Genomic DNA, 24,989 nt, shown 5'->3' with positions numbered 1-24,989 from the left:
ATTCATCCCACAAGGCAAGGAAGAAACAATGGCGGTTATAAACGGAACATCGGGTACGGACACATTGGTAGGCACGTCAAGTGCGGATGAGTTATTTGGGTTTGCAGGGAACGACTCGTTGAGTGGTGGCGAGGGTAACGACCTGCTGGATGGCGGGGCTGGTGCGGACATCTTGAATGGCGGGAACGGTATCGATACCGCGTCCTATGCCAACTCGACAGCTGGGGTTACGGTCAATCTGGCTACCGGAACAGGTGTTGGCGCAGACGCCCAGGGGGATACGCTGACCTCCATTGAGGCAGTGATCGGCTCGTCCTTCAATGACGTTCTGACCGCGCAAACTTCAGGCAATACCCTGAACGGTGGTGCTGGCGATGACATCTACTACATCAACGGCACCGGGGTGAATGTCATCGAAGCCGCGGGTGGCGGTGATGACGAAGTGCGCACGATCATGCTCAACCAGACACTGGCGGCCAACGTCGAGCGCCTGACCTACGTCGGCACCGGTAGCTTCACCGGTTACGGCAACGCCTTGGACAACGTCATTACCGGTGGTGTCGGTAACGACTACTTGTTTGGCGGAGCGGGTGCTGACCAGTTCATTGGTGGTGCCGGCAACGACATCGTGAGCTATGGCGACAGCGGAGTCGGGGTGACGATCAACACCAAGACCGGTGTGAACACCGGTATCGCCGCAGGCGATACGTATGTGGGGATCGAAGCACTTCAGGGCTCAGGTAGCAACGACACCTTTATCAGTGGTGAAGCGGCGGATCAGTTCTACGGTTCGGGCGGTACCGACACCATTGATTATTCCGGCTCGTCCAGCGGCGTGACGGTGAGCCTGGTCGGCGGCGTTGTGGGTGTGGGTGGTGATGCTCAGGGCGACAAGCTGTGGGAGTTCGAAACTGTCATCGGCTCGTCTTTCAATGACGTCCTGACTGCGCAAACCTCAGGCAACATCCTGAACGGTGGCGCTGGCGATGACATCTACTACATCAACGGCACCGGGGTGAATGTCATCGAAGCCGCGGGTGGCGGTGATGACGAAGTGCGCACGATCATGCTCAACCAGACACTGGCGGCCAACGTCGAGCGCCTGACCTACGTCGGCACCGGTAGCTTCACCGGTTACGGCAACGCCTTGGACAACGTCATTACCGGTGGTGTCGGTAACGACTACTTGTTTGGCGGAGCGGGTGCTGACCAATTCTTCGGTGGCGATGGTTTTGACACGGTCAGTTACGGCGACAGTGCGGCGGGTGTGACCATCAACACCAAAACCGGCGTGAATACCGGTATCGCCGCTGGCGATACATATAACGGTATCGAACAGATCCGGGGTTCCAGTTACGGCGATATCTTTGTCGGGAGTGCCGGCGTGGATCGTTTTGATGGTGGCGATGGCAACGACATTCTCAGCTTTGCGGGCGAAAACTCTGGCGTCACGCTGGATCTCAGCGCTGCGGTGCTTACCGGTATTGCGGCGGGGGATTTCTACACGTCGATCGAGGCATTCCAAGGCTCTGCTTATGCCGATACTTTCACCGGCTCTAACGCATTAAGGGAAAGCTTTATCGGTGGCGGAGGCGCGGATACATTGATTGGGGTGGGGCGAGGAGACTCGGCCTGGTACGTCAACAGTTCCAGTGCTGTGCAGGTCAATCTTCTGACCGGCACTGGTGTCGGCGGCGATGCTCAGGGTGATGTACTCACCAATATCGATAACCTGGTGGGCTCAGCCTTCAATGACACCCTGACCGGTAATGGCTACGCCAACATGCTGGAAGGGGGTGACGGTAACGACATCCTGTATGGCGGTGATGGCAGCGACACGCTGTACGGTCATAGCTTCACCAATACGGGGGCCCTGGCTGTACCGTTCGCGACGGATAACCAGGCTGACATCATTTATGGCGGTAATGGCGATGATTACATCATTGGCTATGTGCGCGATGTCGGTTCTGTCTTCTATGGTGAGGCTGGCAATGACAACATTACGGTCATTTCAGGTGTCGCCGACGGCGGCGATGGTAACGATACGTTGATGGGCCTGGGGCACGGTTATGAACTGCGTGGCGGTGCGGGCGCGGATAAGTTGTACCTGAGTGCGTCGGGTGATGCTTACGGCGGCGAGGGCAGCGATTCGTACTTCGTGTCCTCCAAAACCATGGTCGCGATTTTCGATGAGGGCACTACGGGTATCGATATTGTGACTCTGAAAAATATCCAGAGCTTCAATGATGTCCGCATCATGTCAAACGATCAGGGCGTCTACATCTTCAATGCTGTTGACGTACAGAATGGCAACCTGGACTCGGGTCTGTTCCTGAAGGACTGGAACAAGGGGGGCAACACCATTGAAACCTTCTACACCAACAACGGCGATTCCTTCACCATTCCGGTGGTAGGACAGGCATCGGCCGAGCTGTCGATGGTCTGACGGTAAGTCGCTACTCGCAAAAAAAGGCGAACCTGTGATACAGGGTTCGCCATTTTTTTGCCTGGAGTTTTTCACCGACTAAAAGAAAACCCCCGACAAACCAGAAGTCTGTCGGGGGTTTCTCGGATCAGGCGTTTCGCAACGCCCGATTCAGCTCAGCTTATTGGCAAGCTTCGCAATCCGGCTCGTCGATGGCGCAAGCCTTCGGTACTGGAGCAGGGCCGGCAGGGGCTGCCAGGACCGAGTCGTCGCCGTGGTTGCCGCCGCTGGATACAGCGTTCAGCTTGCCGGTGTTGATGGTCGACTTCTCGGTGCTGGTCGCGGCCAGGGCACGGAGGTAGTAGGTGGTTTTCAGACCACGGTACCAGGCCATGCGGTAGGTCACGTCCAGCTTCTTGCCCGATGCACCAGCGATGTACAGGTTCAGCGACTGGGCCTGGTCGATCCACTTCTGACGACGGCTGGCGGCGTCAACGATCCACTTGGTGTCCACTTCGAACGCGGTCGCGTAGAGCTCTTTGAGTTCTTGCGGGATGCGCTCGATCTGCTGAACCGAACCGTCGTAGTACTTCAGGTCGTTGATCATGACCGAATCCCACAGACCGCGAGCCTTCAGGTCGCGAACCAGGTACGGGTTGATCACGGTGAATTCGCCCGACAGGTTCGATTTCACGTAGAGGTTCTGGTAGGTCGGTTCGATCGACTGCGAGACGCCGGTGATGTTGGCGATGGTCGCGGTCGGTGCGATGGCCATGATGTTCGAGTTACGGATGCCTTTCTGTACACGGGCGCGAACCGGTGCCCAGTCCAGGGACTCGGTCAGGTCGACGTCGATGTACTTCTGGCCACGTGCTTCGATCAGGATCTGTTGCGAATCCAGCGGCAGTACGCCTTTGGACCACAGCGAACCCTGGAACGTCTCGTACGAGCCGCGCTCGTCGGCCAGGTCGCAGGACGCCTGGATCGCGTAGTAGCTGACCGCTTCCATCGACTTGTCGGCGAACTCGACGGCAGCGTCGGAACCGTAAGGGATGTGCTGCAGGTACAGCGCGTCCTGGAAGCCCATGATGCCCAGACCGACCGGACGGTGACGGAAGTTGGAGTTCTTCGCCTGCGGTACCGAGTAGTAGTTGATGTCGATCACGTTGTCGAGCATGCGCACCGCAACGTCGATGGTGCGCTTGAGCTTGGCGGTGTCCAGCTTGCCGTCGACGATGTGGTTCGGCAGGTTGATCGAGCCCAGGTTGCAGACCGCGATCTCGTCCTTGTTGGTGTTCAAGGTGATCTCGGTGCACAGGTTCGAGCTGTGAACCACGCCGACGTGCTGCTGCGGGCTGCGCAGGTTGCACGGATCCTTGAAAGTCAGCCATGGGTGGCCGGTTTCGAACAGCATGGACAGCATCTTGCGCCACAGGTCTTTGGCCTGGATGGTCTTGAACAGCTTGATCTTGCCCGGGTATTCGGTCAGGGCTTCGTAGTACTCGTAGCGCTCTTCGAAGGCCTTGCCGGTCAGGTCGTGCAGGTCCGGTACTTCGGATGGCGAGAACAGGGTCCACTTGCCGTCATCGAAGACACGCTTCATGAACAGGTCAGGAATCCAGTTGGCGGTGTTCATGTCGTGGGTACGACGACGGTCATCACCGGTGTTCTTGCGCAGCTCGATGAACTCTTCGATGTCCATGTGCCAGGTTTCCAGGTAGGCACACACAGCGCCTTTGCGCTTGCCACCCTGGTTAACGGCGACGGCGGTGTCGTTCACTACTTTCAGGAACGGAACCACGCCTTGCGACTTGCCGTTGGTGCCCTTGATGTACGAACCCAGCGCACGAACCGGGGTCCAGTCGTTGCCCAGGCCACCGGCGAATTTCGACAGCATGGCGTTGTCGTGGATCGCGTGGTAGATGCCCGACAGGTCATCCGGCACGGTGGTCAGGTAGCAGCTCGACAGTTGAGGGCGCAGGGTACCGGCGTTGAACAGGGTCGGGGTCGAAGCCATGTAGTCGAACGAGGACAGCAGGTTGTAGAACTCGATCGCACGGTCTTCTTTCTGCTTCTCTTCGATGGCCAGGCCCATGGCCACGCGCATGAAGAAGATCTGCGGCAGTTCGAAACGCACGCCATCCTTGTGGATGAAGTAACGGTCGTACAGGGTCTGCAGGCCGAGGTAGGTGAATTGCTGGTCGCGCTCGTGGTTGATCGCCTTGCCCAGTTTTTCCAGGTCGAAGGAGGCCAGCACAGGGTTCAGCAGTTCGAACTCGATACCTTTGGCCACGTAGGCCGGCAGGGCCTTGGCGTACAGGTCGGCCATTTCGTGGTGAGTGGCGCTCTCGGCCACGCCCAGGAAGCCCAGGCCTTCGGCGCGCAGGGTGTCCATCAGCAGGCGGGCGGTCACGAACGAGTAGTTGGGCTCGCGCTCGACCAGGGTACGGGCGGTCATTACCAGAGCGGTGTTGACGTCGTTCAGGGCCACGCCGTCGTACAGGTTCTTCAGGGTTTCGCGCTGGATCAGGTCGCCGTCGACTTCGGCCAGGCCTTCGCAGGCTTCGGTGACGATGGTGTTCAAGCGGCCCATGTCCAGCGGCGCGAGGCTGCCGTCGGCGCGGGTGATGCGGATCGACGGGTGCGCCTGTACCGGAGCTTCGGCGGTGGTGCGGGTGGCGCGTTCCTTGGAGCGGGCATCGCGGTAGATCACGTAGTCGCGAGCCACTTTCTGCTCGCCGGCACGCATCAGGGCCAGTTCGACCTGGTCCTGGATTTCTTCGATGTGGATGGTGCCGCCCGATGGCATGCGACGCTTGAAGGTCGCGGTGACCTGTTCGGTCAGGCGGGCAACGGTGTCGTGGATTCGCGACGAGGCGGCAGCGGTGCCGCCCTCAACTGCGAGAAACGCTTTGGTGATAGCGACGGTGATCTTGTCATCGGTGTAAGGAACGACAGTGCCATTACGCTTGATCACACGCAGTTGACCAGGCGCGGTGGCAGCCAGATCCGAATTCGAATCGGCGGCCTGCGGCAAGGTGCCCTGCGGGTTCTCGCGAGTTGTGTCGGTTTGCATGGGTGTCTCCACGTTCTCTATGTTTGTTTGGGCACCATCACGGTGCCCACCGTTCCGTCCTGAAGCACTACAACCGGCAGTTGCCGGGTAACGACTTCGGGACAGTTCAGGAAGGGGGCCTTGTGGGCGCCGCTTCCATGCCGAAGTCTTCGGTTCGCGCGATACGCGTGAAACCGCATTCCTTTCGGGGAGCAGTTCGGGACTGCAACACCCGTACCGTTTACGCCGCGCGCGACTGAAAAACGGTAGCCATCCGCAGGCGCGGTTTGGGCTTCTGAAAATACGTTTGGTTCAACCCGACAATGGCAATAAAAAGCCTTGAATTCACTGTTCGGTTTGTGTTTGGTTTTTTGGCCTCAACCCCTACATGTAGGGTTTTTTCAAGCGCGGGCTACAAGATAATGCGTTTTGGGGGAGGAATGCAACGGACAGCCTGTGGATAACCCTGTGCGTAAATTGTGTGCGAAATGTCGAATTCACGTGTAGGCCGCTAACCTGCTGAGCTAGACCGTTTGTCACTGTTTTTTCGCCGGGAAAAACGCTTCAGCGGATTTTTAAGGGCGCGAACCCTATCACAAAAAACCGCCTTGTCCGAACGCATTTACCGACTTGTGTTCTGGCTGTACGCCGTTTATACAATCGGCCCATGCGCACGCATTCTTATCCTCCTTAAAGATGACAAAAAGACGGGAGGATCCTTCCTTTATAAGCAGCATCGGCAAGCAGAGGTCACCCGTGGAGCAAGAAGCCTGGCAGGTATTGATAGTCGAGGACGACCAGCGTCTGGCCGAACTGACCCGTGAATACCTGCAAGCCAACGGATTGCGCGTGGAAATCGAAGGCAACGGTGCGCTGGCGGCGGCGCGGATCATCAAGGAGCAGCCGGACCTGGTGATCCTCGACCTGATGCTCCCCGGCGAAGACGGCCTGAGCATTTGCCGCAAGGTTCGCGATCGCTACGACGGGCCGATCCTGATGCTCACCGCGCGCACCGATGATGCCGACCAGATCCTCGGCCTCGACCTCGGCGCCGACGACTATGTCTGCAAACCGGTACGCCCGCGACTCTTGCTGGCGCGTATCCAGGCGCTGCTGCGACGCAGTGACACACTGGAGGCGCCAGCGGGCAATCCGCGTCGGCTGCAATTCGGCCCGCTGGTGGTGGACAACGCCTTGCGTGAAGCCTGGCTCAGCGACAGTGGCATCGAGCTGACCAGCGCCGAATTCGATCTGCTCTGGCTGCTGGTGTCCAACGCCGGGCGCATCCTGTCCCGGGAAGAAATCTTCACCGCACTGCGCGGCATCGGTTACGACGGCCAGGACCGCTCGATCGATGTGCGCATCTCGCGCATCCGCCCGAAAATCGGCGACGACCCCGATCACCCGCGCCTGATCAAGACCATTCGCAGCAAAGGCTACCTGTTCGTGCCGGAAGCCTGCGCAGAACTGCCGCTGTGAATTCGATCTTCCTGCGCATCTATGGCGGCATGTGCGCGGCGCTGATTCTGGTGGCGGTACTCGGCGTGCTGGCGCTGCACCTGCTCAACCAGGTGCGCAGCGAACAATACCGCGAGCGTCTGGCCCACGGCACGTTTTCGCTGATGGCCGACAACCTGCAACCGATGAACGAAACCGAGCGCCATCGCGCCTTGCTGGTGTGGGAGCGGCTGCTCGGGATTCCGCTGGCGCTGAAGACCTTCACCCAGACCGATCTCGACCTGACCCAGCGCACTCGCGTGCAGCGCGGCCAGGCCCTGGTGGAGCAGACCGGCCCGCACGCGGCCAAGGTCTATCGGCTGGTCAGCGACAAGGATCAACTGGTGCTGGTGGGCGAGGTGCAGCAGATCAGCGAGCAACTGGCCCGGGCGACCATCTACCTGTTGGCCGATGAGCTGGTGCGGGTGCCCGTGGGCGAACAGCCCAAACGACTGGCGCAGTTGAAAGAAGACAAAGGCTTCGGCTTCGATTTGCGGCTGGTCACCGTCAGCGATGCCGACATGGACGAAGACCAGAGTCGTCGAGTGTCCGAAGGCGATACGGTGATGGCGCTGGGCAAGGGCGGCGATTCGATCCGGGTGTTCGCCGGCATGGTCGGCACGCCGTGGGTGCTGGAAATCGGGCCGCTGTATCAGATGAATCCGTACCCGCCGGAATGGCTGGTTTTGATCGCCGCTCTCGGCCTGACCCTGATCGGCCTGATCGTCTATCTATTGGTGCGCCAGCTCGAACGGCGTTTGCGCGGGCTCGAAGCTGCTGCCACGCGCATCGCCAAAGGCAGTCTGGAAACTCGCGTTCCGGCCCGGGGTGCCGACTCGGTGGGCAAGCTGGCGGCGGCGTTCAACGGCATGGCCGAGCACTTGCAGCAGTTGCTCGCCATCCAGCGTGAACTGGTGCGCGCGGTGTCCCACGAATTGCGCACGCCGGTGGCGCGCCTGCGTTTCGGCCTGGAGATGATCGGCTCGGCCACCACCCCACAAGCGCTGGAAAAATACCGCGAGGGCATGGACCACGACATCGAGGACCTCGACAAACTGGTCGATGAAATGCTCACGTACGCCCGGCTGGAGCAGGGCTCGCCGGCGCTGACCTTCCAGCGCATCGATCTGGATGCACTGGTCAATCAGGTGATCGAAGAGCTGGCGCCTCTGCGCGCCGAAGTCACGGTACAGCGCGGCTTGTGCCTGTCGGCGGCGGATTGCGATGACGCCTGGGTCGAGGCCGAGCCGCGTTACCTGCACCGGGCCCTGCAGAACCTGGTGAGTAATGCCATGCGCCATGCACGCTCGAAGGTCACGGTCAGCTATCAGGTCGGGCAGATGCGCTGTCGGGTGGATGTCGAGGACGACGGTCCCGGTGTGCCGGAAACCGCCTGGGAGAAAATCTTCACGCCGTTTCTGCGCCTGGACGACAGCCGCACCCGGGCGTCCGGTGGACACGGGCTGGGCCTGTCGATCGTGCGGCGGATCATCCACTGGCACGACGGCCGGGCGCTGATCGGCAAGAGCAAGAGTCTGGGCGGAGCGTGCTTCAGCCTGAGCTGGCCGAGGAATCAGGAGCGGCGCTGAAGCCGCTTACGCCTGGATGCTGACCAGGCTCAGCAACTGCCCGTCCTGCACGCCGAATTGCGCATCGAGCTCCGTGCCGTTGCGCCATTCACTGGACAGATCCGTCAGCAACCGCAGCCGCACCTGACCCTGTTCATTCCACTCCAGAACCTCGGCGTGTTCGAAGTAGAAGCGCTGCTGCACGATCGGGTACAGCGCCTTGAACAGGCTTTCTTTCACCGAAAAGGTCAGGGTCACCCAGAGTGCGATCTGATCCCGGGAACCGGCGGCCATGCGCTGCAATTCCGGCGGGGTCAGGATCTCTCCGGCCAGTCGTTCGGCGCGTTCGGCGTTGAGCAGGTTTTCCAGGTCCATGCCCAGCCCGCGCCAGTGCTGTTTGTTGGCGACAATCGCCGCCGCACGGCCGGTGCTGTGGGTGATCGAGCCGCAGATGTGCGCCGGCCAAATGGGCGCGCGATCCTCGCCGATCGCCGGAACAATGCTCGAGCCTTCCAGCTGCTGCAACGCCGCCCGTGCACAAATCCGCCCGGCAAGAAATTCCGCCTGCCGCTTGGCCACCGAACGCTGGATGCTCGACGGCGGCTCGATGGCGCTGCGGCGGAAGTCATCGCCGAGCAGTTGCGACGGGTCGAAATGGGTGCTCATAAACACGGTGTCGGGCAATGCGGTCGGCAGCGGCCAATGGGCATCGAGCGGAGTGCAGCAGGCGGGGAGGAAAGGGCTGGCAGTCATGTCGGGCATTTTGCCGGGTTGTCTTCAGGCTGGATAGTGCAGAGGAAGTGATCGTTCCTACGCAGAGCGCAGGAACGATCGGTTAACTGGAATCAGCCAAAGATTTTCTTGAAGAACGCCTGCATGTCCGACCAGGATTTTTCATCGGCGGCCTTGTTGTAGCCGATATCCGGGCCACCGTGATCGCCGTGGCTCAGGCGATCCGCGTCAGGATTGCTGAAGCCGTGCTTGGCACCGTCGAGACTGACGAATTGATAGTCGGCGCCGGCCTTGTCCATTTCCGACTTGAACGCCGCGACGTTGTCCGGGGTGACCATGCTGTCCAGCGCGCCGTGCTCGACGAGGACTTTCGCCTTCACGCTGCCCGGCGTAGCCGGCGTCTTGGTGGCCAGCGCACCGTGGAAGCTCACCACGCCGGCCAGCGGCACACCCTGACGCGCCGCATTCAGCACCACGCCACCGCCGAAGCAGTAACCGATGGCGGCGATTTTATCCTTGTCGGTCTGCGGCTGTTTCTTCAACAGATCCAGCCCGGCCTGAAAGCGCTTGCTCGCTGCATCGGCGTTCTGCGTGGCCGCCTGCATGAAGGCCATCGCGTCTTTCGGGTGCTCGGTGTTCTTGCCTTCACCGTACATGTCGATGGCCAGCGCGCTGTAGCCGAGCCCGGCAAGGTCCCGGGCGCGACGCTTGGCGTAGTCGTTCAGGCCCCACCATTCATGCACCACCACCACGCCGGGGCGCGGGCCCTTGATCGCGTCGTCGTAGGCGTAGTAACCGATCAGCTGGGTGCCGTCAGCACTCTGATAGGGGATTTCCTCGGTCTTGATCGCAGCCTGGCTGAGGCCGCTGAAGACAAGGAGGGCGAGGGTTAGAAGCAGGCGCATGATCGGGTCTCCTGACAATAAAGGGTCAAAACAGCCTAGTTCATTTCATTCAGGCCAGGTTCAGAGAGCGTTCAGGGGCGGTACAGGGGAGGGGCAGTAACCTTGCGCCATACCCAAACAGCACTGTGAAAGAGGAAACTCCATGACTCGTTTAAATAAACTGCTGCTGGCTTTTACCGTAATGAGCGCCAGTATCGCGGCCCATGCCGACACCACCAGCAACTTCGCCGGCCTGACCTTTGGCCAGACCAGCGACAAGATCAAAAAATCCAACGCCCTGAACGACAACCTCGGCCACCCGGACGCCACTGCGGCCATCGACGGCAACAACACCTACGGCCTGCGCCTGGGTCAGCAAAACAGCCAGGGTCGCTACTACGCCACCTACGACAACGTGTCGGGCTCGCACAATGGCATTAAACTGCGCCAGGAAAACCTGCTGGGCAGCTACGATCTGTTCTACCCGGTGGGCGGCAGCACCAAGCTGTTCGGCGGTGCCACGGCCGGTCTGACCAAGTTGACCCAGGATTCGCCGGGCTACAGCCGCGACAGCGACATCGGTTACGCGGTCGGCGGTCAGTTCGGTGTGCTGCAGCAAGTCTCGCAGAACACCTCGGTCGAACTCGGTTACCGTTACCTGCGCAGCAACGCCAGCACCGAGATGAAAGAGAGCGGCGGCAGCAAGCAAGGCTCGCTGGACTTGACCAGCAGCGCCCAGACTTACCTGTCGGCCAACTACGCTTTCTAAGCGATTGGCGTCAGGCCCGCGCCGGGTCGTCCTTCGAGGGCCGACCCGGCGCAGCCATGTGAGGCGAAAGCCTTTGGAGTTGTCGATTTACCCGGGAGAGCGTCATGAAACTGTTGGTCGTCGAAGATGAAGCGCTGTTGCGCCATCACCTGCAAACCCGCCTGACGGAGAGCGGTCACGTGGTCGAGTCCGTGGCCAATGCCGAAGAGGCGTTGTACCAGACCGGGCAATTCAACTTTGACCTGGCGGTGATCGACCTTGGACTGCCGGGCATGAGTGGCCTCGACCTGATCCGCCAGCTGCGCTCGGGCGGCAAGACGTTTCCGATCCTGATCCTCACCGCGCGCGGCAACTGGCAAGACAAGGTCGAAGGTCTGGCAGCCGGGGCTGACGATTATCTGGTCAAGCCGTTCCAGTTCGAAGAACTTGAAGCGCGACTCAATGCCTTGCTGCGCCGCTCCAGCGGTTTCACCCAGTCGACCATTGTCGCCGGCCCGCTGTTGCTCGACCTCAATCGCAAGCAGGCGACCCTCGACGAGCAACCGCTGGCGCTGACCGCCTACGAATACCGGATTCTCGAATACCTCATGCGTCATCACCAGCAAGTGGTGCCCAAGGATCGGCTGATGGAGCAGCTGTACCCGGATGACGACGAGCGCGATCCGAACGTGATCGAAGTGCTGGTCGGCCGTCTGCGTCGCAAGCTCGAAGGCCCGGCCGGGTTCAAGCCGATCGACACCGTGCGCGGCCTCGGTTACCTGTTCAATGAGCGTTGCACTTGATCCGTTCCCTTCGCGTCCGGCTGATGCTCGCCGCCACCACCCTGGCGGTGTTGTTCATGCTCGCCTTGCTCCCGGCGATGCAGGGCGCTTTCAGCCTGGCGCTGCAGGACTCGATCGAGCAACGGCTGGCGTCCGATGTCACCACGCTGATCTCCGCCGCACGGGTTGAAAACAACCGCTTGATGATGCCGGCACAGTTGCCCGACGAGCGCTTCAACCTCACGGACAATCGCCTGCTCGGCTACATCTATGACCGCGAAGGGCACCTGGTCTGGCGCTCGAAGGGCACCCAGGAAGAGAAGATCAACTACACGCCGCGCTACGACGGCCTCGGCAACGAGTTCGCGCGGATCCGTGAAACCAACGGCCAGGAATTCTTCGTCTACGACGTTGAAGTCAAACTGCTCGGCGGCAAGAGCGCGGCCTTCAGCATCGTGGCCCTGCAACCGGTGCGCGAATACGAAACCACCCTCGAAGGGCTGCGGGAAAATCTCTACCTCGGTTTTGGCGCAGCGTTGCTGGTGCTGCTCGCACTGCTGTGGATCGGCCTGACCTGGGGCCTGAAAGCCTTGCGCCGGCTCAGTCAGGAGCTCGACGAAATCGAAGGCGGAACCCTAGAAAGCCTCAGCGAACAACACCCGCGCGAACTGCTGCGCCTGACCGGTTCGCTCAACCGCCTGCTGCACAGCGAACGCCAGCAACGCAGCCGTTACCGCGACTCCCTCGACGATCTGGCCCACAGCCTGAAAACCCCGCTGGCGGTGTTGCAAGGCGTCAGCGAAGACATGGCACAGCGCCCCGAAGACCGCGATCAGGCCTGGGTGCTGCAAACCCAGATCGAACGCATGAGCCAGCAGATCGGCTACCAGTTGCAACGCGCCAGCCTGCGCAAAAGCGGTCTGGTGCGCCATCAGGTGCGCCTGCGCCCGGTGCTGCAAAGCCTGTGCGACACGCTGGACAAGGTCTACCGCGACAAACACGTACGCGTCGCCTTCGATCTGCCGGAGCATTGCTATGTGCCGATCGAGCAGGGCGCCTTGCTGGAAATGATGGGCAACTTGCTGGAAAACGCCTACCGCCTGTGTCTGGGCGAAGTGCGCATCAGCGTGCGTGAAAGCCATTCCGGAATGGAGCTGTGCATCGAAGACGACGGCCCCGGCGTACCACCGGATCAGCGCGCACGGATTCTCGAACGCGGCGAACGCCTGGACCGCCAGCACCCGGGGCAGGGCATCGGGCTGGCGGTGGTCAAGGACATCATCGAGAGCTACAGCGCGAAATTGACGCTGGGGGATTCACCGATGGGTGGGGCGGCGTTCAGGATTCATTTCCCGGCTGTGTGAAGCCGAGTCTCTTTCAGGTGGCGCCGGGGTTATGGCCATTCATCGCCACTGTCAGATCTGACAGTGGTTCATTCCGCGTATTTCCAACACTCTGTTTTTGTCCATCATGGGATCGAGCCGTGATGCTTTCGGAACAGGGAGACTGGAAATGGTTGCGTTCATCACTGCTCAAGAACAGAAAAAAATTGTTCAGGCGAAGCGCCGACGCAGAATTGATCTTCCTGCATCTTCGATTGATGGAGCGAAGAACGGAGTGATTCCCCTTACTGTGTCGAGTAAGGACATGACATTTCGAATTCCTTATTTTTCAGGACAAAAGGTCGGGGCACCTTTGGTTGCTCATGTTCGTACGAGATATTCGTCGTCGGATTGGGCGAACGTCACAACCATCACGACGGCTGATAAGGATACGACTCTCGTCATACCCGCCAATCGTGCGATTGACCTCAGAGGCCAACCTCTGGAACTCTCCTACGACTATTTATTCATTGATCCTCCCTTTTCACCCAAGACCTTGTATCTGGCTGAGGGCGTGATTTATTGGCCTGAGTTGGATGAGGTCGAAGGCACTCGCATCTCTTCGGAATTGGCTGACAAGGGGGTGAGTCTAAGGATCAGGGCGTCAGATGCGCTCTCACCTGGTGCACTGGTTGCCCTTTTCTGTCATGGGTCTGATTGCGAGTCCAGTTGGGTCAAGTACTTTCGGATCGAGGCGAGTGATGCAGGCAAGGACGTCATAATTCCTGTTGAACCCCGTCACCTGAAGGCGAACAAGTATGGCCATGTTGCGTTTGTATACACCGTGAACAATGGTGGGCAGCAATGGACCAGTCCCGTTTCGGAGTTTCAAGTTGAAGGTGACTTGCGGAGCCCGGTTCCTGACCATGGCTCGTTGGGAGCCTTCGAGAGTGGCCGTCTTGAGATAATCGATGAAAGTGGAAAGACTCCAATCACGCTCCGCACTCACGGAATGAGTATCGGAGATGTACTTACCTTTGTTTTTTGGGGGAGTGCCGTCGGAACCGTGTATGCCTTGCAACAGACATTGGGAGCGCACCAGATCGGTAAGGATCTGAAAATCAGGGCTCCATACAGGCCTGATCAGTTAGGCGGTGCCGCCAAGGCTTTCAGCATTGTCGAACGGGCGTCGGGAGGTGCCGTTGGCTCTCCATTGATGTGGCTTTCTGTATCGACAAACAGATAATCAACGCTTGGAGCTTCGGCCCATCGGCTTGTATTGATACTCACGCCTGCGCCCGATAAGCCCCCGGCGTCAGCCCCGTCCACTTCTTGAACGCCCGATGAAACGCCGACGGCTCGGAGAAACCGAGTTGTTCGGCGATCTGTTGCAACGACAGATCCGCGCGCCCCAGGTGATAAATCGCGATGTCCCGGCGCAACTGATCCTTCAATTCCTGAAAACTGGTGCCTTCCTCGCGCAAATGCCGGCGCAGGGTTTGCGGGCTGATGTGCAGGTGCGCCGCCACCGCTTCGAGGTCCGGCCAGCGTGCGCTGTCATGGCTGAGCAAGCGACGCAGCCGGCTGCTCAGGCTGTTGCCGTCGTCCGGGCGGGACAGCAGGTCGGCGGGGGAGCGTTCGAGGAAATGCTTGAGGGTGCGTTCGTCCTGCAACAGCGGCATGTGCAGATAGCGACTGTGAAACACCAGGCTGCTTTGCGCTGCCGAAAATTCCAGCGGGCAGGAAAACAGCAGGTCGTATTCCGCCCCGTGCGCCGGTTTCGGGTAGCTGAAGCTCGCCTGTTCCAGACGAATCCGCTGGCCGATCAGCCAGCTGCCGAGGCGATGCCAGATCACCAGCAGGCTCTCGCTGAGAAAGTGATCCGGGTCCCACAATTGCGCATCGTCGAGACTCAGGCGCACCCATTCGTCTTCATGGGTCAGGGTCAGACGCGGAGCTTCGGGGAATAGGCTATAAAACAATAAGCCGCGTTGCAGAGCCTTTTCCAGGCTGCGGCAATGAATGATCGCGTGGCACATCATGGCGAAGCTGCCGGGTTTGCTCGGTGCGTTGCCAAAACCCAGGTATTCGTCGTCCAGGGCCAGCCACAAGTTCTGGATCAGTTGGGTGAATTGTTCCGGGGCGATCCGCGCGCGCGGCTCGTCGAGCAGTTCGGGGCTGATACCCAGTTGCTGCAGCAGGTCCGAATAGTCGTAACCCGAGCGCCCCGCGCCACCGAGGGCGGCGCGGGCAAAGTGACTGGCGATGGTGCGTTCGCGCATGGGCGGCAGATCCTTCCTCGGGCGACCGATGGTAGCTGCTGCCTTTGATCGGTAACAAGGCGGATTTCCGCCAAATTGTAGGACGAGGTCGGGCGAGTTGGCGGAAATCCGCCACACTTGAGTCACCGAATGGTGACACAGAAAAAGCCGTATCCCCTGATATCAAAAGGCTTGCAGCGATTTGCACCAAAGTGGCACGACGTTTGCGATAAGAGCGACAGAAGCGTGCGCCGAGCCGGTCCGGAACAGCGCCGTTCGACACAACAAATCCCTCCAGTGCAGGAGGGTTCGCAATTCAGGTGTCGCGTTCAACAGATGGATGTTGCCGCGCGGGACTCTTGAGGAACTTTGCAATGACGACTCGTCAGCCACTGTACAAATCCCTGTATTTCCAGGTGATCGTCGCAATCTGTATCGGTATTGCGCTCGGCCACTACTACCCGCAGTTCGGCGTGGCCGTAAAGCCGCTGGGTGACGGGTTCATCAAACTGATCAAAATGATCATCGCCCCGATCATCTTCTGCACCGTGGTCAGCGGCATCGCCGGCATGCAGAACATGAAATCGGTCGGCAAGACCGGCGGCTACGCACTCCTGTACTTCGAAATCGTTTCGACCATCGCACTGCTGGTGGGCCTGATCGTGGTCAACATCGTGCAACCGGGCAACGGCATGCACATCGACGTCAGCACCCTCGACGCCTCGAAAGTCGCGACCTATGTTGCTCAAGGCGCAGACCAGAGCGTTGTCGGCTTCCTGCTCAACGTGATCCCGACCACCATCGTCGGCGCGTTCGCCACCGGTGACATCCTGCAAGTGCTGATGTTCTCGGTGATCTTCGGTTTCGCCCTGCACCGCCTGGGTGCCTACGGCAAGCCGATCCTGGACTTCATCGATCGCTTCGCTCACGTGATGTTCAACATCATCAACATGATCATGAAGCTCGCGCCCATCGGTGCCTTCGGTGCGATGGCGTTCACCATCGGTGCCTACGGTGTCGGCTCGCTGGTACAGCTGGGTCAACTGATGATCTGCTTCTACATCACTTGCCTGGCGTTCATCCTGATCGTGCTCGGCGGTATCGCCCGCATGCACGGTTTCAGCGTGCTGAAAATGATCCGCTACATCCGTGAAGAACTGCTGATCGTGCTGGGTACTTCCTCTTCGGAATCGGTACTGCCACGCATGCTGATCAAGATGGAGCGTCTGGGCGCGAAGAAATCGGTGGTAGGTCTGGTGATCCCGACCGGCTACTCGTTCAACCTCGACGGCACCGCAATCTACCTGACCATGGCGGCCGTGTTCATCGCTCAGGCGACCGACACCCACATGGACATCACTCACCAGATCACCCTGCTGGTGGTGTTGCTGCTGTCCTCCAAAGGCGCCGCCGGTGTGACCGGTTCGGGCTTCATCGTGCTGGCGGCCACCCTGTCGGCGGTAGGTCACCTGCCGGTGGCCGGTCTGGCGCTGATCCTGGGTATCGACCGCTTCATGTCCGAAGCCCGTGCCCTGACCAACCTGGTCGGCAACGCCGTTGCCACCATCGTTGTGGCCAAGTGGGTCAAGGAGCTGGACACCGACGTGCTGGACGCCGAGCTGGCCTCGGGCGGTCGCGGTATCGCCGATACCCGTCCTGAAGATGACCTGGGCGTGGCCGAAGGCCCGACCCCGAGCAATGTGAAGTAAGCATCGCTTGAATGGAAAAACCCGCTTCGGCGGGTTTTTTCTTGCCTGCTGTTTGAGCGCAACGGTCAGCACAACTGATGCATCCGGTAATTGCCCCATCGCCGAGGGCTGCCTAGGCTGCATGCATCGTTGATGGAGATTGCCCATGTCTGCACCGTTGGCCTCACTGAAGATTCTGGATTTCTCGACCCTGCTGCCGGGGCCGTTCGCCTCGCTGCTGCTGGCGGACATGGGCGCCGAAGTGCTGCGCATCGAGTCGCCGACCCGTCTCGACCTGGTGCGGGTGTTGCCGCCCCACGATCACGGTGGCTCGGCCAGTCACGCTTATCTCAATCGCAACAAGCGCAGCCTGGCCCTGGACCTCAAGCAGCCCGAGGCGCTGGAGCTGGTGAAGCAGTTGCTGGTGGATTACGACATCGTGCTGGAGCAATTCCGACCCGGAGTGATGGAGCGCCTGGGGCTGGGTTACGAGACGCTGAAGGCGATCAATCCGAAGCTGATTTATGTGTCGATTACCGGTTACGGCCAGACCGGGCCGTACAAGGATCGCGCCGGCCACGACATCAACTATCTGGCGCTGGCCGGGCTCTCCAGTTACACCGGCCGCGCCGACAGCGGGCCGTTGCCGCTGGGCATGCAGGTGGCGGATGTCGCCGGCGGCTCGCTGCACGGGGTGATCGGCCTGTTGGCAGCGGTGATTTCCCGTCAGCAAACCGGGCAGGGCACCCATCTGGACGTGAGCATGACCGACTGTGCATTCAGCCTGAATGCCATGGCCGGTGCCGGGTATCTGGCCTGCGGCGAGGAGCCGGGCTGGGAAGATCAGATGCTCAATGGCGGCAGCTTCTACGATTACTACCGCTCCCGCGACGGGCGCTGGATGTCGGTGGGCAGTCTGGAACCGGCCTTCATGCAGCAACTGTGTGCGGCGCTGGGCCGGCCGGAACTGGCGGCGCAGGGTTTGTCGCCCAAACCCGAGCAGCAGCGGGCGCTCAAGGACGCCTTGAAGGTCGAGTTCGAGAAGCATGACTTTGCTGAACTGTGCGAGCTGTTCGCCGCGATCGACGCCTGTGTCGAACCGGTGTTGAACCTGGGCGAGGCGGTGCAGCATCCGCAATTGCAGGCGCGGGAACTGGTGACTCAGGTGCCGCGTGGAGATGGTTCGGCGCAGGCGCAGATCGCTTGCCCGCTGAAGTTTTCCAAGGCGTTGCCGGCGCCGCGGCATGTGGGGGCAGCGCTGGGGCAGCATACGGATCAGGTGTTGGGGGAGTTGGGCTTGAGTGTTGAGCGTATTGCCGAATTGCGGCGAGCCAAAGTGATCGCCTGACTTACTCGACCCGCATCTCGCCACTGAACACCAGCGTGTTCCGGCATCGGCGGCACAGATAGCGCCGCCCCTGCCGGACCAGACTATGGCGCTGCGCCGAAAACGGAAAATCGCTATCCGCACACGGGCATTTATAGATGTAGCGCGTCACGCTGCGCCGTTTGACTTCATAGGTATGGCAACGGTCCGGCGGCAATTCGTAAACGCCGCGCATGATCAGTTGCCACTCCTCGCCGTGGGGCTGTATGCGGTCGCCGAACAGTTGATGGGCGATCAGGTGCGCAACTTCGTGGGCCACGGTCTGCTTGAGGAAATGTTCGGTGTTCTCCCGGTACAGCTGCGGATTGAAGCGCAGCAGGTTCTCGTGCAGATGCGCGACTCCGGCTTTTTGCCCGCGCAGCTTGAGGCTCACCACGGGGCGTTTGAAGGGACGTTTGAAAAAGGATTCAGCGAGTTGGAAACAGTCTTCGACGCGGGTATTGAGTTGCTCGGGCATGCTTGATGGATCTCCAGAGATTTGGAGTATGCCGCAACCTTTCGGCGTTGCGTATCGCCAAACTGCCGAATGGTCGCGACGTTTATTCAAGGCATGAGAAGGCCGCCTTGCGGCGGCCTGTGTTGGCGGATCTTGTTCTTCTCGAGACGAACCGGTCGCTAGTTGGTGTAGACGGGCCCCACGCCCAGTCCCCAGACAATCACAGTAAACGCCATGATGGCGACCAGCACCACCAGCCCCACCGCCAGCACCGAGCTGGAAAACAGGAAGCCCTCGTCGGACGGAATGTTCATGAAGGTCGGCAGCCCCACATACAACAGGTACACCGTGTAGCAGATGGCCGCCGTGCCGACGATCATCCCCAGCCACATGTGCGGATAGAGCGCCGCCAGCCCGCCGACGAACAACGGTGTCGCGGTGTAGGTGGCAAATGCCACGCAACGGGCCAGGCTCGGGTTGGCGTCATACGTGCGGGCCATCCAGTGCACGAATGCACCCATGACCGCGACCCCGCCGAGCATTGCCAGATAAGACATGATCGTCATCCACAACGCGCTTTCGACGGTGAGCATCACCGGTGCGCGGTTGCCGATCACCCAGCCGACCTGAGTCGTGCCGATAAATGCCGAAACAGCGGGGATCGCCGCCAGAATCAGTGTGTGCGTCAGGTACATGTGGCTGATGCTTTCTTCCTGGTCGCCACGGATTTCCTTCCATTCCTGATCGGGGTGGGTAAAAAGTCCCACTACGTGATGGATCATGCCAGTCACTCCTCTCGTTATTGCCATCGCCCCCCAGCGGAGCGCCTACGGGCCAATGCGGCCGAGCAAATACAGGTCTTCAGATTGTGTGCGACCTTATGTCGCAGTATAGAAAGGTCTTAACCGCACAGGTGGTAGGGGCTTAGAGCAAATCGCGCTGTAAAACTTCGGGGTAATCGCGTCGGGGTCTGTGCAAACGGGCATTCGAGGGGGCGACAACCTGTGGCCACAAGCCAAGTGTTTTTGCGTAAAATGCCCGCCTTTCGTCACACCTCACGGATTTCGCGTCATGGGCACTCTTACGGTCAACCAGAACAAACTGCAAAAGCGCCTGCGCCGCCTGGCCGGCGAAGCCGTCACCGACTTCAACATGATCGAAGACGGCGACAAGGTCATGGTCTGCCTGTCCGGGGGCAAGGACAGCTACACCATGCTCGACGTGCTGATGCACCTGCAGAAGGTTGCACCGATCAAGTTCGAGATCGTCGCCGTGAACATGGACCAGAAGCAGCCGGGTTTCCCCGAGCACGTGCTGCCGGCCTACCTGAAAGAGCTGGGCATCGAGTACCACATCGTCGAGAAGGACACCTACTCGGTGGTCAAGGAGCTGATCCCGGAAGGCAAGACCACCTGCTCGCTGTGCTCGCGCCTGCGTCGCGGCACGCTGTACACCTTCGCCGACGAAATCGGCGCGACCAAAATGGCCCTCGGTCATCATCGCGACGACATCGTCGAGACGTTCTTCCTCAACATGTTCTTCAACGGCAGCCTCAAGGCCATGCCGCCGAAGCTGCGCGCCGATGACGGGCGCAACGTGGTGATCCGTCCGCTGGCCTACTGCAACGAGAAAGACATCCAGGCCTACTCGGACTTCAAGCAATTCCCGATCATCCCGTGCAACCTCTGCGGTTCCCAGGAAAACCTGCAACGCCAGGTGGTCAAGGAAATGCTCCAGGACTGGGAACGCAAGACCCCGGGCCGCACCGAAAGCATCTTCCGCAGCCTGCAGAACGTGATCCCGTCGCAACTGGCTGACCGTAACCTGTTTGACTTCACCAGCCTGAAGATCGACGAGACGGCGGCTTCGCGTTTCGTCAATGTGGTGAACCTGTAAGTGATCTGATCGCTCGAAAGAAACGGCGCTCGCGGGCGCCGTTTTCAATTCATTTTTTAGGAGAGGGCATGCGCGACTACAAGTGGCTGCACGAATACTGTCTGAACCGCTTCGGTTCGGCGGCTGAACTGGAAGCCCATCTGCCCGTTCCCAAGACCCCGGCGCAACTGCGCAAGATCAGCGACGACCGTTATCTCTCGACCATGGCCCTGCGGGTATTTCGTGCCGGGCTCAAGCACAGTCTGGTGGACGCCAAGTGGCCGGCCTTCGAAGAAGTGTTCTTCAAGTTCGACCCGGAAAAGGTCGTGCTGATGAGCGCCGAACACCTTGAACGGCTGATGCAGGATGCGCGGATCATCCGTCATCTGGGCAAGCTCAAGAGTGTGCCGCGCAATGCGCAGTTCATTCTGGACGTCGAGAAAGAGAAGGGCAGTTTCGGCGCGTTGCTGGCCGACTGGCCGGTGACCGACATCGTCGGCCTGTGGACCTACCTGAAAAAGCACGGCCATCAATTGGGCGGGCTGTCGGCGCCACGGTTTTTGCGGATGGTCGGCAAGGATACGTTTGTGCCGAGCTACGACGTGGTCGCGGCGTTGAATGCACAGAAGATCGTCGACAAGGTGCCGAGCAGTCTGCGGGATCTGGCGACGGTGCAGAACGCGTTTAACCAGTGGCATGAAGAGAGCGGTGGACGGCCGATGAGCCAGATCTCGATGATGCTGGCGTACACCGTCAATCATTGACTCTAGGGTGATCGTTCTCACGCTCTGCGTGGGAATGCCGCCCGGGACGCTCTGCGTCCCTGAGACGCGGAGCGTCTCTTGATGCATTCCCACGCGGAGCGTGGGAACGATCTTGGAGTTGGAGCGCAGTCAGGCGACGGAGATTTCGCCTTCGCCCGCCAGTTTGCGGTTCAGCTGATACCGCCACCGCACATACAACAGCGCCGAGCAGAACACCGCCAGACTGGCGATCATCTCCAGCACGCCGAACAGCTGCCGGCTCGGGTCGTAAGCGGCCAGCGCGCCCTTGATGAAATACAGATTCACCACAAAGCACATCCACGAATGCCCGCGTGCGCTGCCCATGATCATGCCCGGTGCGAGCACGATCCACGGGATCAGCTCGATCAGCAGAATCACCCACGGCCGCGCGCCGTGCAGGTCGGCGAACACCAGGTAATACGCGGCGAGCAGTCCGGCCAGGCCGAAAAAGCACAGCAGACTGATCACCCGCATCGCCCGCACCCGTGGCTCCAGCCATTCGACGGCGGGCAGGACTTTCGGCTTTCTGGCCATCTCAGTTCCCCAGTTTCTGGGCGGTCTTGGCCAGACGTGCGCCGAGTGCGCGGCACAGCGCCACTTCGTGCTGATCGAGACCGCTTTTGCCGTCGGCCCCGGCGTGATGGCTGGCGCCGTACGGCGTGCCGCCGCCCTGGGTTTCCAGCAGCGCCGACTCGCTGTAAGGCAGGCCGGTGATCAGCATGCCGTGGTGCAGCAGCGGCAGCATCATCGACAGCAGGGTGGTTTCCTGACCGCCGTGCAGGCTGGCGGTGGAGGTGAACACTCCGGCCGGCTTGCCGACCAGCGCGCCGGTCAGCCACAGGTTGCTGGTGCCATCGAGGAAGTATTTGAGCGGCGCGGCCATGTTGCCGAAACGGGTCGGGCTGCCGAGGGCCAGGCCGGCGCAGTTCTTCAGGTCATCCAATGTGGCGTACAGCGCGCCTTCATCCGGAATGTCCGGCGCCACGGCTTCGCACTCGGTGGAGATCGCCGGCACGGTGCGCAGGCGCGCTTCGAGGCCGGCCTGCTCGACGCCACGGGCAATCTGCCGGGCCATCTCGTTGGTCGAGCCGCTGCGGCTGTAATACAGAACCAGAATGTACGGCGCACTCACGGCAGCAGCTCCAGGATCTGCTCCGGTGGACGGCCGATGACGGCTTTGTCGCCGGCTTCGAGAATCGGTCGCTCCATCAGCTTTGGATGGGCCGCGATCGCTTCAATCAATTGTTTCTCGGTGAGACTGGCATCGGCCAGATTCAAGGTCTTGTACTCGTCTTCGCCGGTGCGCAGCAGTTGCCGTGCGCTGATGCCCAGCTTGCCGAGCAGGGCCTTGATCTGCGCGGCGTCCAGCGGGGTTTCGAGGTAGCGCACCACGTTCGGCGTCAGGCCACGGGCTTCGAGCAGTTCGAGCGCACCGCGGGATTTCGAGCAGCGCGGGTTGTGATAAAGCGTCAGATCGGTCATGGGCGGGTCGCTTATTGCGTAGAGTGGCGGCTATTCTAACTGTGCAGCGCGCAATCCAGAACCTTGGGAGGCGATGGGTCGCAGGCGCATTCAATTTTTCACAAGGAACACGACATGACACGGGCACTGGCAGCGGCATTGACGATCATCGGGGCGTTGATGCTGGGGGGCTGCGGTAACGACTACGGCATCGACCAGAACGGGCAGAAAGTGGCGTCCGAGCGCCTCGACAAACAATGGATCGTGCTCAATTACTGGGCCGAATGGTGCGGCCCGTGCCGCACGGAAATCCCGGAACTCAATCACCTGGCGGACGAACTCAAGGGCAAGAAGATCGGCGTGTTCGGGGTCAACTTCGACAACGTGCAAGGTGAAGAGCTGAAGAGCGCCAGCGAGAAGCTGGGCATCAAGTTCACCGTGCTGGCGCAGGATCCGGCGGAACTGTTCGAGCTGCCGCGCAGTGAAGCCTTGCCGGTGACTTACATCATCGACAACAAGGGCAAGGTGCGGGAACAGTTGATGGGCGAGCAGACGGCGGCGGGGGTGATGGCGAAGCTCGAGGCATTGCAGGCGACCAATTGATTCGTCTTGGCTGATCATTCCCACGGCGGAGCGCGGGAATGATCGAGGGGCGATCTAAAGGATCAACCCTCTTCCAGCCACCAGCGCAACGGCTTGCCTTCAGCCGGCCAGAAGCGCATCTGCTCGATCGGCGAGATGTCCCAGCGCTCCACGTGCTCCAGGGCCTGGAGGAAGCGTTGCTCCTGCTCCATCAGCGCCGGCGCGCAGAGTTTGCGGGTCTTGCCGATCTTGCCGAAGCTTAGTTTGTCGCCTTCCAGGGTGTACGGCGCGAACCAATGGTTGCAGCCGCCGTTGCCATACGCCCGGCCATCATCGCCGAGGGTCACGGTCAGGTGGCTGTAGTCCATCAGCGGACGCTCGCCGATCCACTCCAGAATGTAGCTGCGGTTCTGCTGCAGTTGCACAGGCTCTGCGGCGCAACCCATCAGGCCGGCGCCGACAGCGGCGGTCAGGGCCAGGTGTTTCATCACGCCGGCTCCTGGCATTTCGGGCACAGATGTTTGTCGCCGACGGCTTTCCAGCCCAGCTCCGCAATACGTGCCGTGGCGGCCGGTTTTTCCGCAGGCTTGCCCAGCTTGGCGTCCACCGCGAATTCGAAGCTCAGCTCCTTGGCGCAGCTGTCGCAGTTGACCTGCCAGGTGTGGATCGCCAGTTCACCGAACACCGGACCGGTGGTCATTGCGGTCCATTGACCCGGTGGGTTGATCAGGTGGCGGACGGTGTCGACGGTCAGACGCATGGACAAGTCCTTGCTGCCTTTGAGGGTCACGACCAGCACGTCGCCGATGCGGATCGAGCCCCCGTTGCCGGTGACCTGATAGCGGCCCGGAACCAGGGCGCGGCATTCGGTGAGGGTGTGTTGCGGGTTCATCAGGGTGTAGCGAAAATCGTGTTCGACCATGGGTCCTCCAAATATGCGCGACATGCTAGCACGGGCTTGATTGCAGAATGATGCGCGCGTGCGACCTTCGATCCGGTTCAAATCGACACCGCAGTCGTGGCAAACTGCCGCCTTCATTTTCAAGGAACGGAACATGGCGCTGATCGAATGTTATGAATGCAAGCGGAGCATCAGCTCCGAAGCCACGGCGTGCATTCATTGCGGAGCCCCGCTGGCAGAGGCGCAGGCGCCTCAAGCCGAAAAGGGCACGTCGACAATTTCCTTCGGTAGCCTGCCGCGCAACAAGGCCGTGCCCGAGGCCTACGTTCCGCCGCCGGCCCCCGAGCGGCCGAAGATCATGCCGGCCGCTGCGGGGCGACGCCGTCGTTCGCAGCCGGTCGAGCCGGTGCTGAACCCGGATGGCTCGCGTCCGGTGGAAGGCTGGCTGAAGATCATGGCGTTTCTGATGCCGCTGGTGTTTGTCTGGTTCCTGCTGCGCAGCGGGCACTCCTTCAAGCAACGTTTGCTGGGATTCGGCTGGCTGGCGCTGTTGAGCCTGTGCGTGGCGATTACCCCGACGCCGCCTCCGGTCTGAGTCCG

General features: G+C 60.6%; 24 protein-coding genes. 13 read left to right on the top strand and 11 right to left on the bottom strand.

What is annotated here, in order from left to right:
* Window positions 1–28: 28 nt before the first annotated feature.
* Entirely contained in the window at window positions 29–2,446 is a 2,418-nt protein-coding gene (locus tag ACODTD_RS25875) for a beta strand repeat-containing protein (protein ID WP_489105349.1), read from the top strand.
* A 160-nt stretch (window positions 2,447–2,606) separates the two neighbouring features.
* Here ACODTD_RS25875 and ACODTD_RS25870 read toward each other — a convergent pair whose 3' ends face one another.
* Complete coding sequence (locus tag ACODTD_RS25870) at window positions 2,607–5,501, bottom strand: ribonucleoside-diphosphate reductase subunit alpha (protein WP_011335505.1); 2,895 nt, start codon at window positions 5,499–5,501, stop codon at window positions 2,607–2,609.
* A gap of 735 nt (window positions 5,502–6,236) precedes the next feature.
* On the opposite strand from ACODTD_RS25870, the gene ACODTD_RS25865 reads away from it, so the two are divergent.
* Both ACODTD_RS25865 and ACODTD_RS25860 read left to right on the top strand, forming a co-directional pair.
* Window positions 6,237–6,959, top strand: coding sequence for a response regulator (locus ACODTD_RS25865; protein WP_489105348.1), 723 nt, complete (start codon window positions 6,237–6,239; stop codon window positions 6,957–6,959).
* Window positions 6,956–8,566 (top strand): ATP-binding protein, encoded by a 1,611-nt coding sequence (locus ACODTD_RS25860; protein WP_011335503.1) that lies wholly within the window; start codon window positions 6,956–6,958, stop codon window positions 8,564–8,566. The genes ACODTD_RS25865 and ACODTD_RS25860 overlap by 4 nt, the downstream gene beginning before the upstream one ends.
* A 6-nt stretch (window positions 8,567–8,572) precedes the next feature.
* Here the strand turns inward: ACODTD_RS25860 and ACODTD_RS25855 are convergent, their stop codons facing one another.
* Together ACODTD_RS25855 and ACODTD_RS25850 are read right to left on the bottom strand one after the other, a co-directional pair.
* On the bottom strand, window positions 8,573–9,298 hold the full coding sequence (locus ACODTD_RS25855; RefSeq protein ID WP_201815979.1) for a 4'-phosphopantetheinyl transferase family protein: 726 nt from the start codon (window positions 9,296–9,298) through the stop codon (window positions 8,573–8,575).
* Window positions 9,299–9,390: 92 nt separating this feature from the next.
* Window positions 9,391–10,182, bottom strand: a complete 792-nt coding sequence (locus ACODTD_RS25850) for a dienelactone hydrolase family protein (RefSeq protein ID WP_201815977.1) — start codon at window positions 10,180–10,182, stop codon at window positions 9,391–9,393.
* Between the two features lie 142 nt (window positions 10,183–10,324).
* On the opposite strand from ACODTD_RS25850, the gene ACODTD_RS25845 reads away from it, so the two are divergent.
* From ACODTD_RS25845 to ACODTD_RS25830, 4 genes are all read left to right on the top strand, one after another.
* On the top strand, window positions 10,325–10,930 hold the full coding sequence (locus tag ACODTD_RS25845; protein WP_064598671.1) for a hypothetical protein: 606 nt from the start codon (window positions 10,325–10,327) through the stop codon (window positions 10,928–10,930).
* Window positions 10,931–11,034: 104 nt separating this feature from the next.
* Window positions 11,035–11,712 carry a response regulator transcription factor gene (locus ACODTD_RS25840; protein WP_011335499.1) on the top strand — a complete coding sequence of 226 codons (678 nt, stop codon included), beginning with the start codon at window positions 11,035–11,037 and terminating at the stop codon, window positions 11,710–11,712.
* Window positions 11,709–13,055: an ATP-binding protein gene (locus ACODTD_RS25835; RefSeq protein WP_221615381.1), complete on the top strand. Its 1,347-nt coding sequence runs from the start codon at window positions 11,709–11,711 to the stop codon at window positions 13,053–13,055. Before ACODTD_RS25840 ends, ACODTD_RS25835 begins: the two co-directional genes overlap by 4 nt.
* 148 nt (window positions 13,056–13,203) lie before the next feature.
* Complete coding sequence (locus ACODTD_RS25830; protein ID WP_201815973.1) at window positions 13,204–14,259, top strand: hypothetical protein; 1,056 nt, start codon at window positions 13,204–13,206, stop codon at window positions 14,257–14,259.
* Between the two features lie 40 nt (window positions 14,260–14,299).
* On the opposite strand, the gene ACODTD_RS25825 is transcribed toward ACODTD_RS25830, so the two are convergent.
* Entirely contained in the window at window positions 14,300–15,295 is a 996-nt protein-coding gene (locus ACODTD_RS25825; protein WP_201815969.1) for an AraC family transcriptional regulator, read from the bottom strand.
* Between the two features lie 353 nt (window positions 15,296–15,648).
* Here ACODTD_RS25825 and ACODTD_RS25820 point away from each other — a divergent pair, with 353 nt between their 5' ends.
* Both ACODTD_RS25820 and ACODTD_RS25815 read left to right on the top strand, forming a co-directional pair.
* A complete protein-coding gene (locus ACODTD_RS25820; RefSeq protein WP_007957758.1) occupies window positions 15,649–16,983 on the top strand; it encodes a dicarboxylate/amino acid:cation symporter in 1,335 nt (444 codons plus the stop codon).
* A gap of 145 nt (window positions 16,984–17,128) precedes the next feature.
* Window positions 17,129–18,310 (top strand): CaiB/BaiF CoA transferase family protein, encoded by a 1,182-nt coding sequence (locus tag ACODTD_RS25815; RefSeq protein WP_011335495.1) that lies wholly within the window; start codon window positions 17,129–17,131, stop codon window positions 18,308–18,310.
* A 1-nt stretch (window position 18,311) separates the two neighbouring features.
* On the opposite strand, the gene ACODTD_RS25810 is transcribed toward ACODTD_RS25815, so the two are convergent.
* Both ACODTD_RS25810 and ACODTD_RS25805 read right to left on the bottom strand, forming a co-directional pair.
* A complete protein-coding gene (locus ACODTD_RS25810) occupies window positions 18,312–18,806 on the bottom strand; it encodes a SprT family zinc-dependent metalloprotease (RefSeq protein WP_007957760.1) in 495 nt (164 codons plus the stop codon).
* 158 nt (window positions 18,807–18,964) lie between these two features.
* The gene (locus ACODTD_RS25805) at window positions 18,965–19,567 is read right to left on the bottom strand and encodes a Yip1 family protein (RefSeq protein WP_007957761.1); all 603 of its coding nucleotides are present in this window, start codon (window positions 19,565–19,567) and stop codon (window positions 18,965–18,967) included.
* 289 nt (window positions 19,568–19,856) lie between these two features.
* Between ACODTD_RS25805 and ttcA the strand changes: the two genes are divergently transcribed.
* Window positions 19,857–20,681, top strand: a complete 825-nt coding sequence (gene ttcA / locus ACODTD_RS25800; RefSeq protein ID WP_011335493.1) for a tRNA 2-thiocytidine(32) synthetase TtcA — start codon at window positions 19,857–19,859, stop codon at window positions 20,679–20,681.
* Between the two features lie 68 nt (window positions 20,682–20,749).
* Window positions 20,750–21,424 (top strand): DNA-3-methyladenine glycosylase I, encoded by a 675-nt coding sequence (locus tag ACODTD_RS25795; protein WP_085683575.1) that lies wholly within the window; start codon window positions 20,750–20,752, stop codon window positions 21,422–21,424.
* A gap of 129 nt (window positions 21,425–21,553) precedes the next feature.
* Here the strand turns inward: ACODTD_RS25795 and ACODTD_RS25790 are convergent, their stop codons facing one another.
* Genes ACODTD_RS25790 through arsC form a run of 3 tightly spaced genes read right to left on the bottom strand, consistent with a single transcriptional unit; the run spans window position 21,554 to window position 22,927 of the window.
* Window positions 21,554–21,979, bottom strand: a complete 426-nt coding sequence (locus ACODTD_RS25790) for a DUF2069 domain-containing protein (RefSeq protein WP_039772886.1) — start codon at window positions 21,977–21,979, stop codon at window positions 21,554–21,556.
* 1 nt (window position 21,980) lies between these two features.
* Window positions 21,981–22,577: an NAD(P)H:quinone oxidoreductase gene (gene wrbA / locus ACODTD_RS25785; protein WP_007957765.1), complete on the bottom strand. Its 597-nt coding sequence runs from the start codon at window positions 22,575–22,577 to the stop codon at window positions 21,981–21,983.
* Window positions 22,574–22,927, bottom strand: a complete 354-nt coding sequence (gene arsC / locus ACODTD_RS25780) for an arsenate reductase (glutaredoxin) (protein WP_011335489.1) — start codon at window positions 22,925–22,927, stop codon at window positions 22,574–22,576. Before arsC ends, wrbA begins: the two co-directional genes overlap by 4 nt.
* Window positions 22,928–23,041: 114 nt before the next feature.
* Between arsC and ACODTD_RS25775 the strand changes: the two genes are divergently transcribed.
* Window positions 23,042–23,509 (top strand): TlpA disulfide reductase family protein, encoded by a 468-nt coding sequence (locus tag ACODTD_RS25775; protein ID WP_011335488.1) that lies wholly within the window; start codon window positions 23,042–23,044, stop codon window positions 23,507–23,509.
* Window positions 23,510–23,571: 62 nt separating this feature from the next.
* Here the strand turns inward: ACODTD_RS25775 and ACODTD_RS25770 are convergent, their stop codons facing one another.
* Both ACODTD_RS25770 and ACODTD_RS25765 read right to left on the bottom strand, forming a co-directional pair.
* On the bottom strand, window positions 23,572–23,976 hold the full coding sequence (locus tag ACODTD_RS25770; protein WP_007957769.1) for an META domain-containing protein: 405 nt from the start codon (window positions 23,974–23,976) through the stop codon (window positions 23,572–23,574).
* The gene (locus tag ACODTD_RS25765; RefSeq protein ID WP_007957770.1) at window positions 23,976–24,410 is read right to left on the bottom strand and encodes a hypothetical protein; all 435 of its coding nucleotides are present in this window, start codon (window positions 24,408–24,410) and stop codon (window positions 23,976–23,978) included. Before ACODTD_RS25765 ends, ACODTD_RS25770 begins: the two co-directional genes overlap by 1 nt.
* A gap of 133 nt (window positions 24,411–24,543) precedes the next feature.
* On the opposite strand from ACODTD_RS25765, the gene ACODTD_RS25760 reads away from it, so the two are divergent.
* Complete coding sequence (locus tag ACODTD_RS25760) at window positions 24,544–24,984, top strand: hypothetical protein (RefSeq protein WP_011335487.1); 441 nt, start codon at window positions 24,544–24,546, stop codon at window positions 24,982–24,984.
* Window positions 24,985–24,989: the final 5 nt, after the last annotated feature.

Source organism: Pseudomonas sp. FG35 (assembly GCF_057809295.1).
The sequence above is the reverse complement of the archived record's forward strand: the minus strand, read 5'-3'. Positions and strand labels throughout refer to the sequence as shown.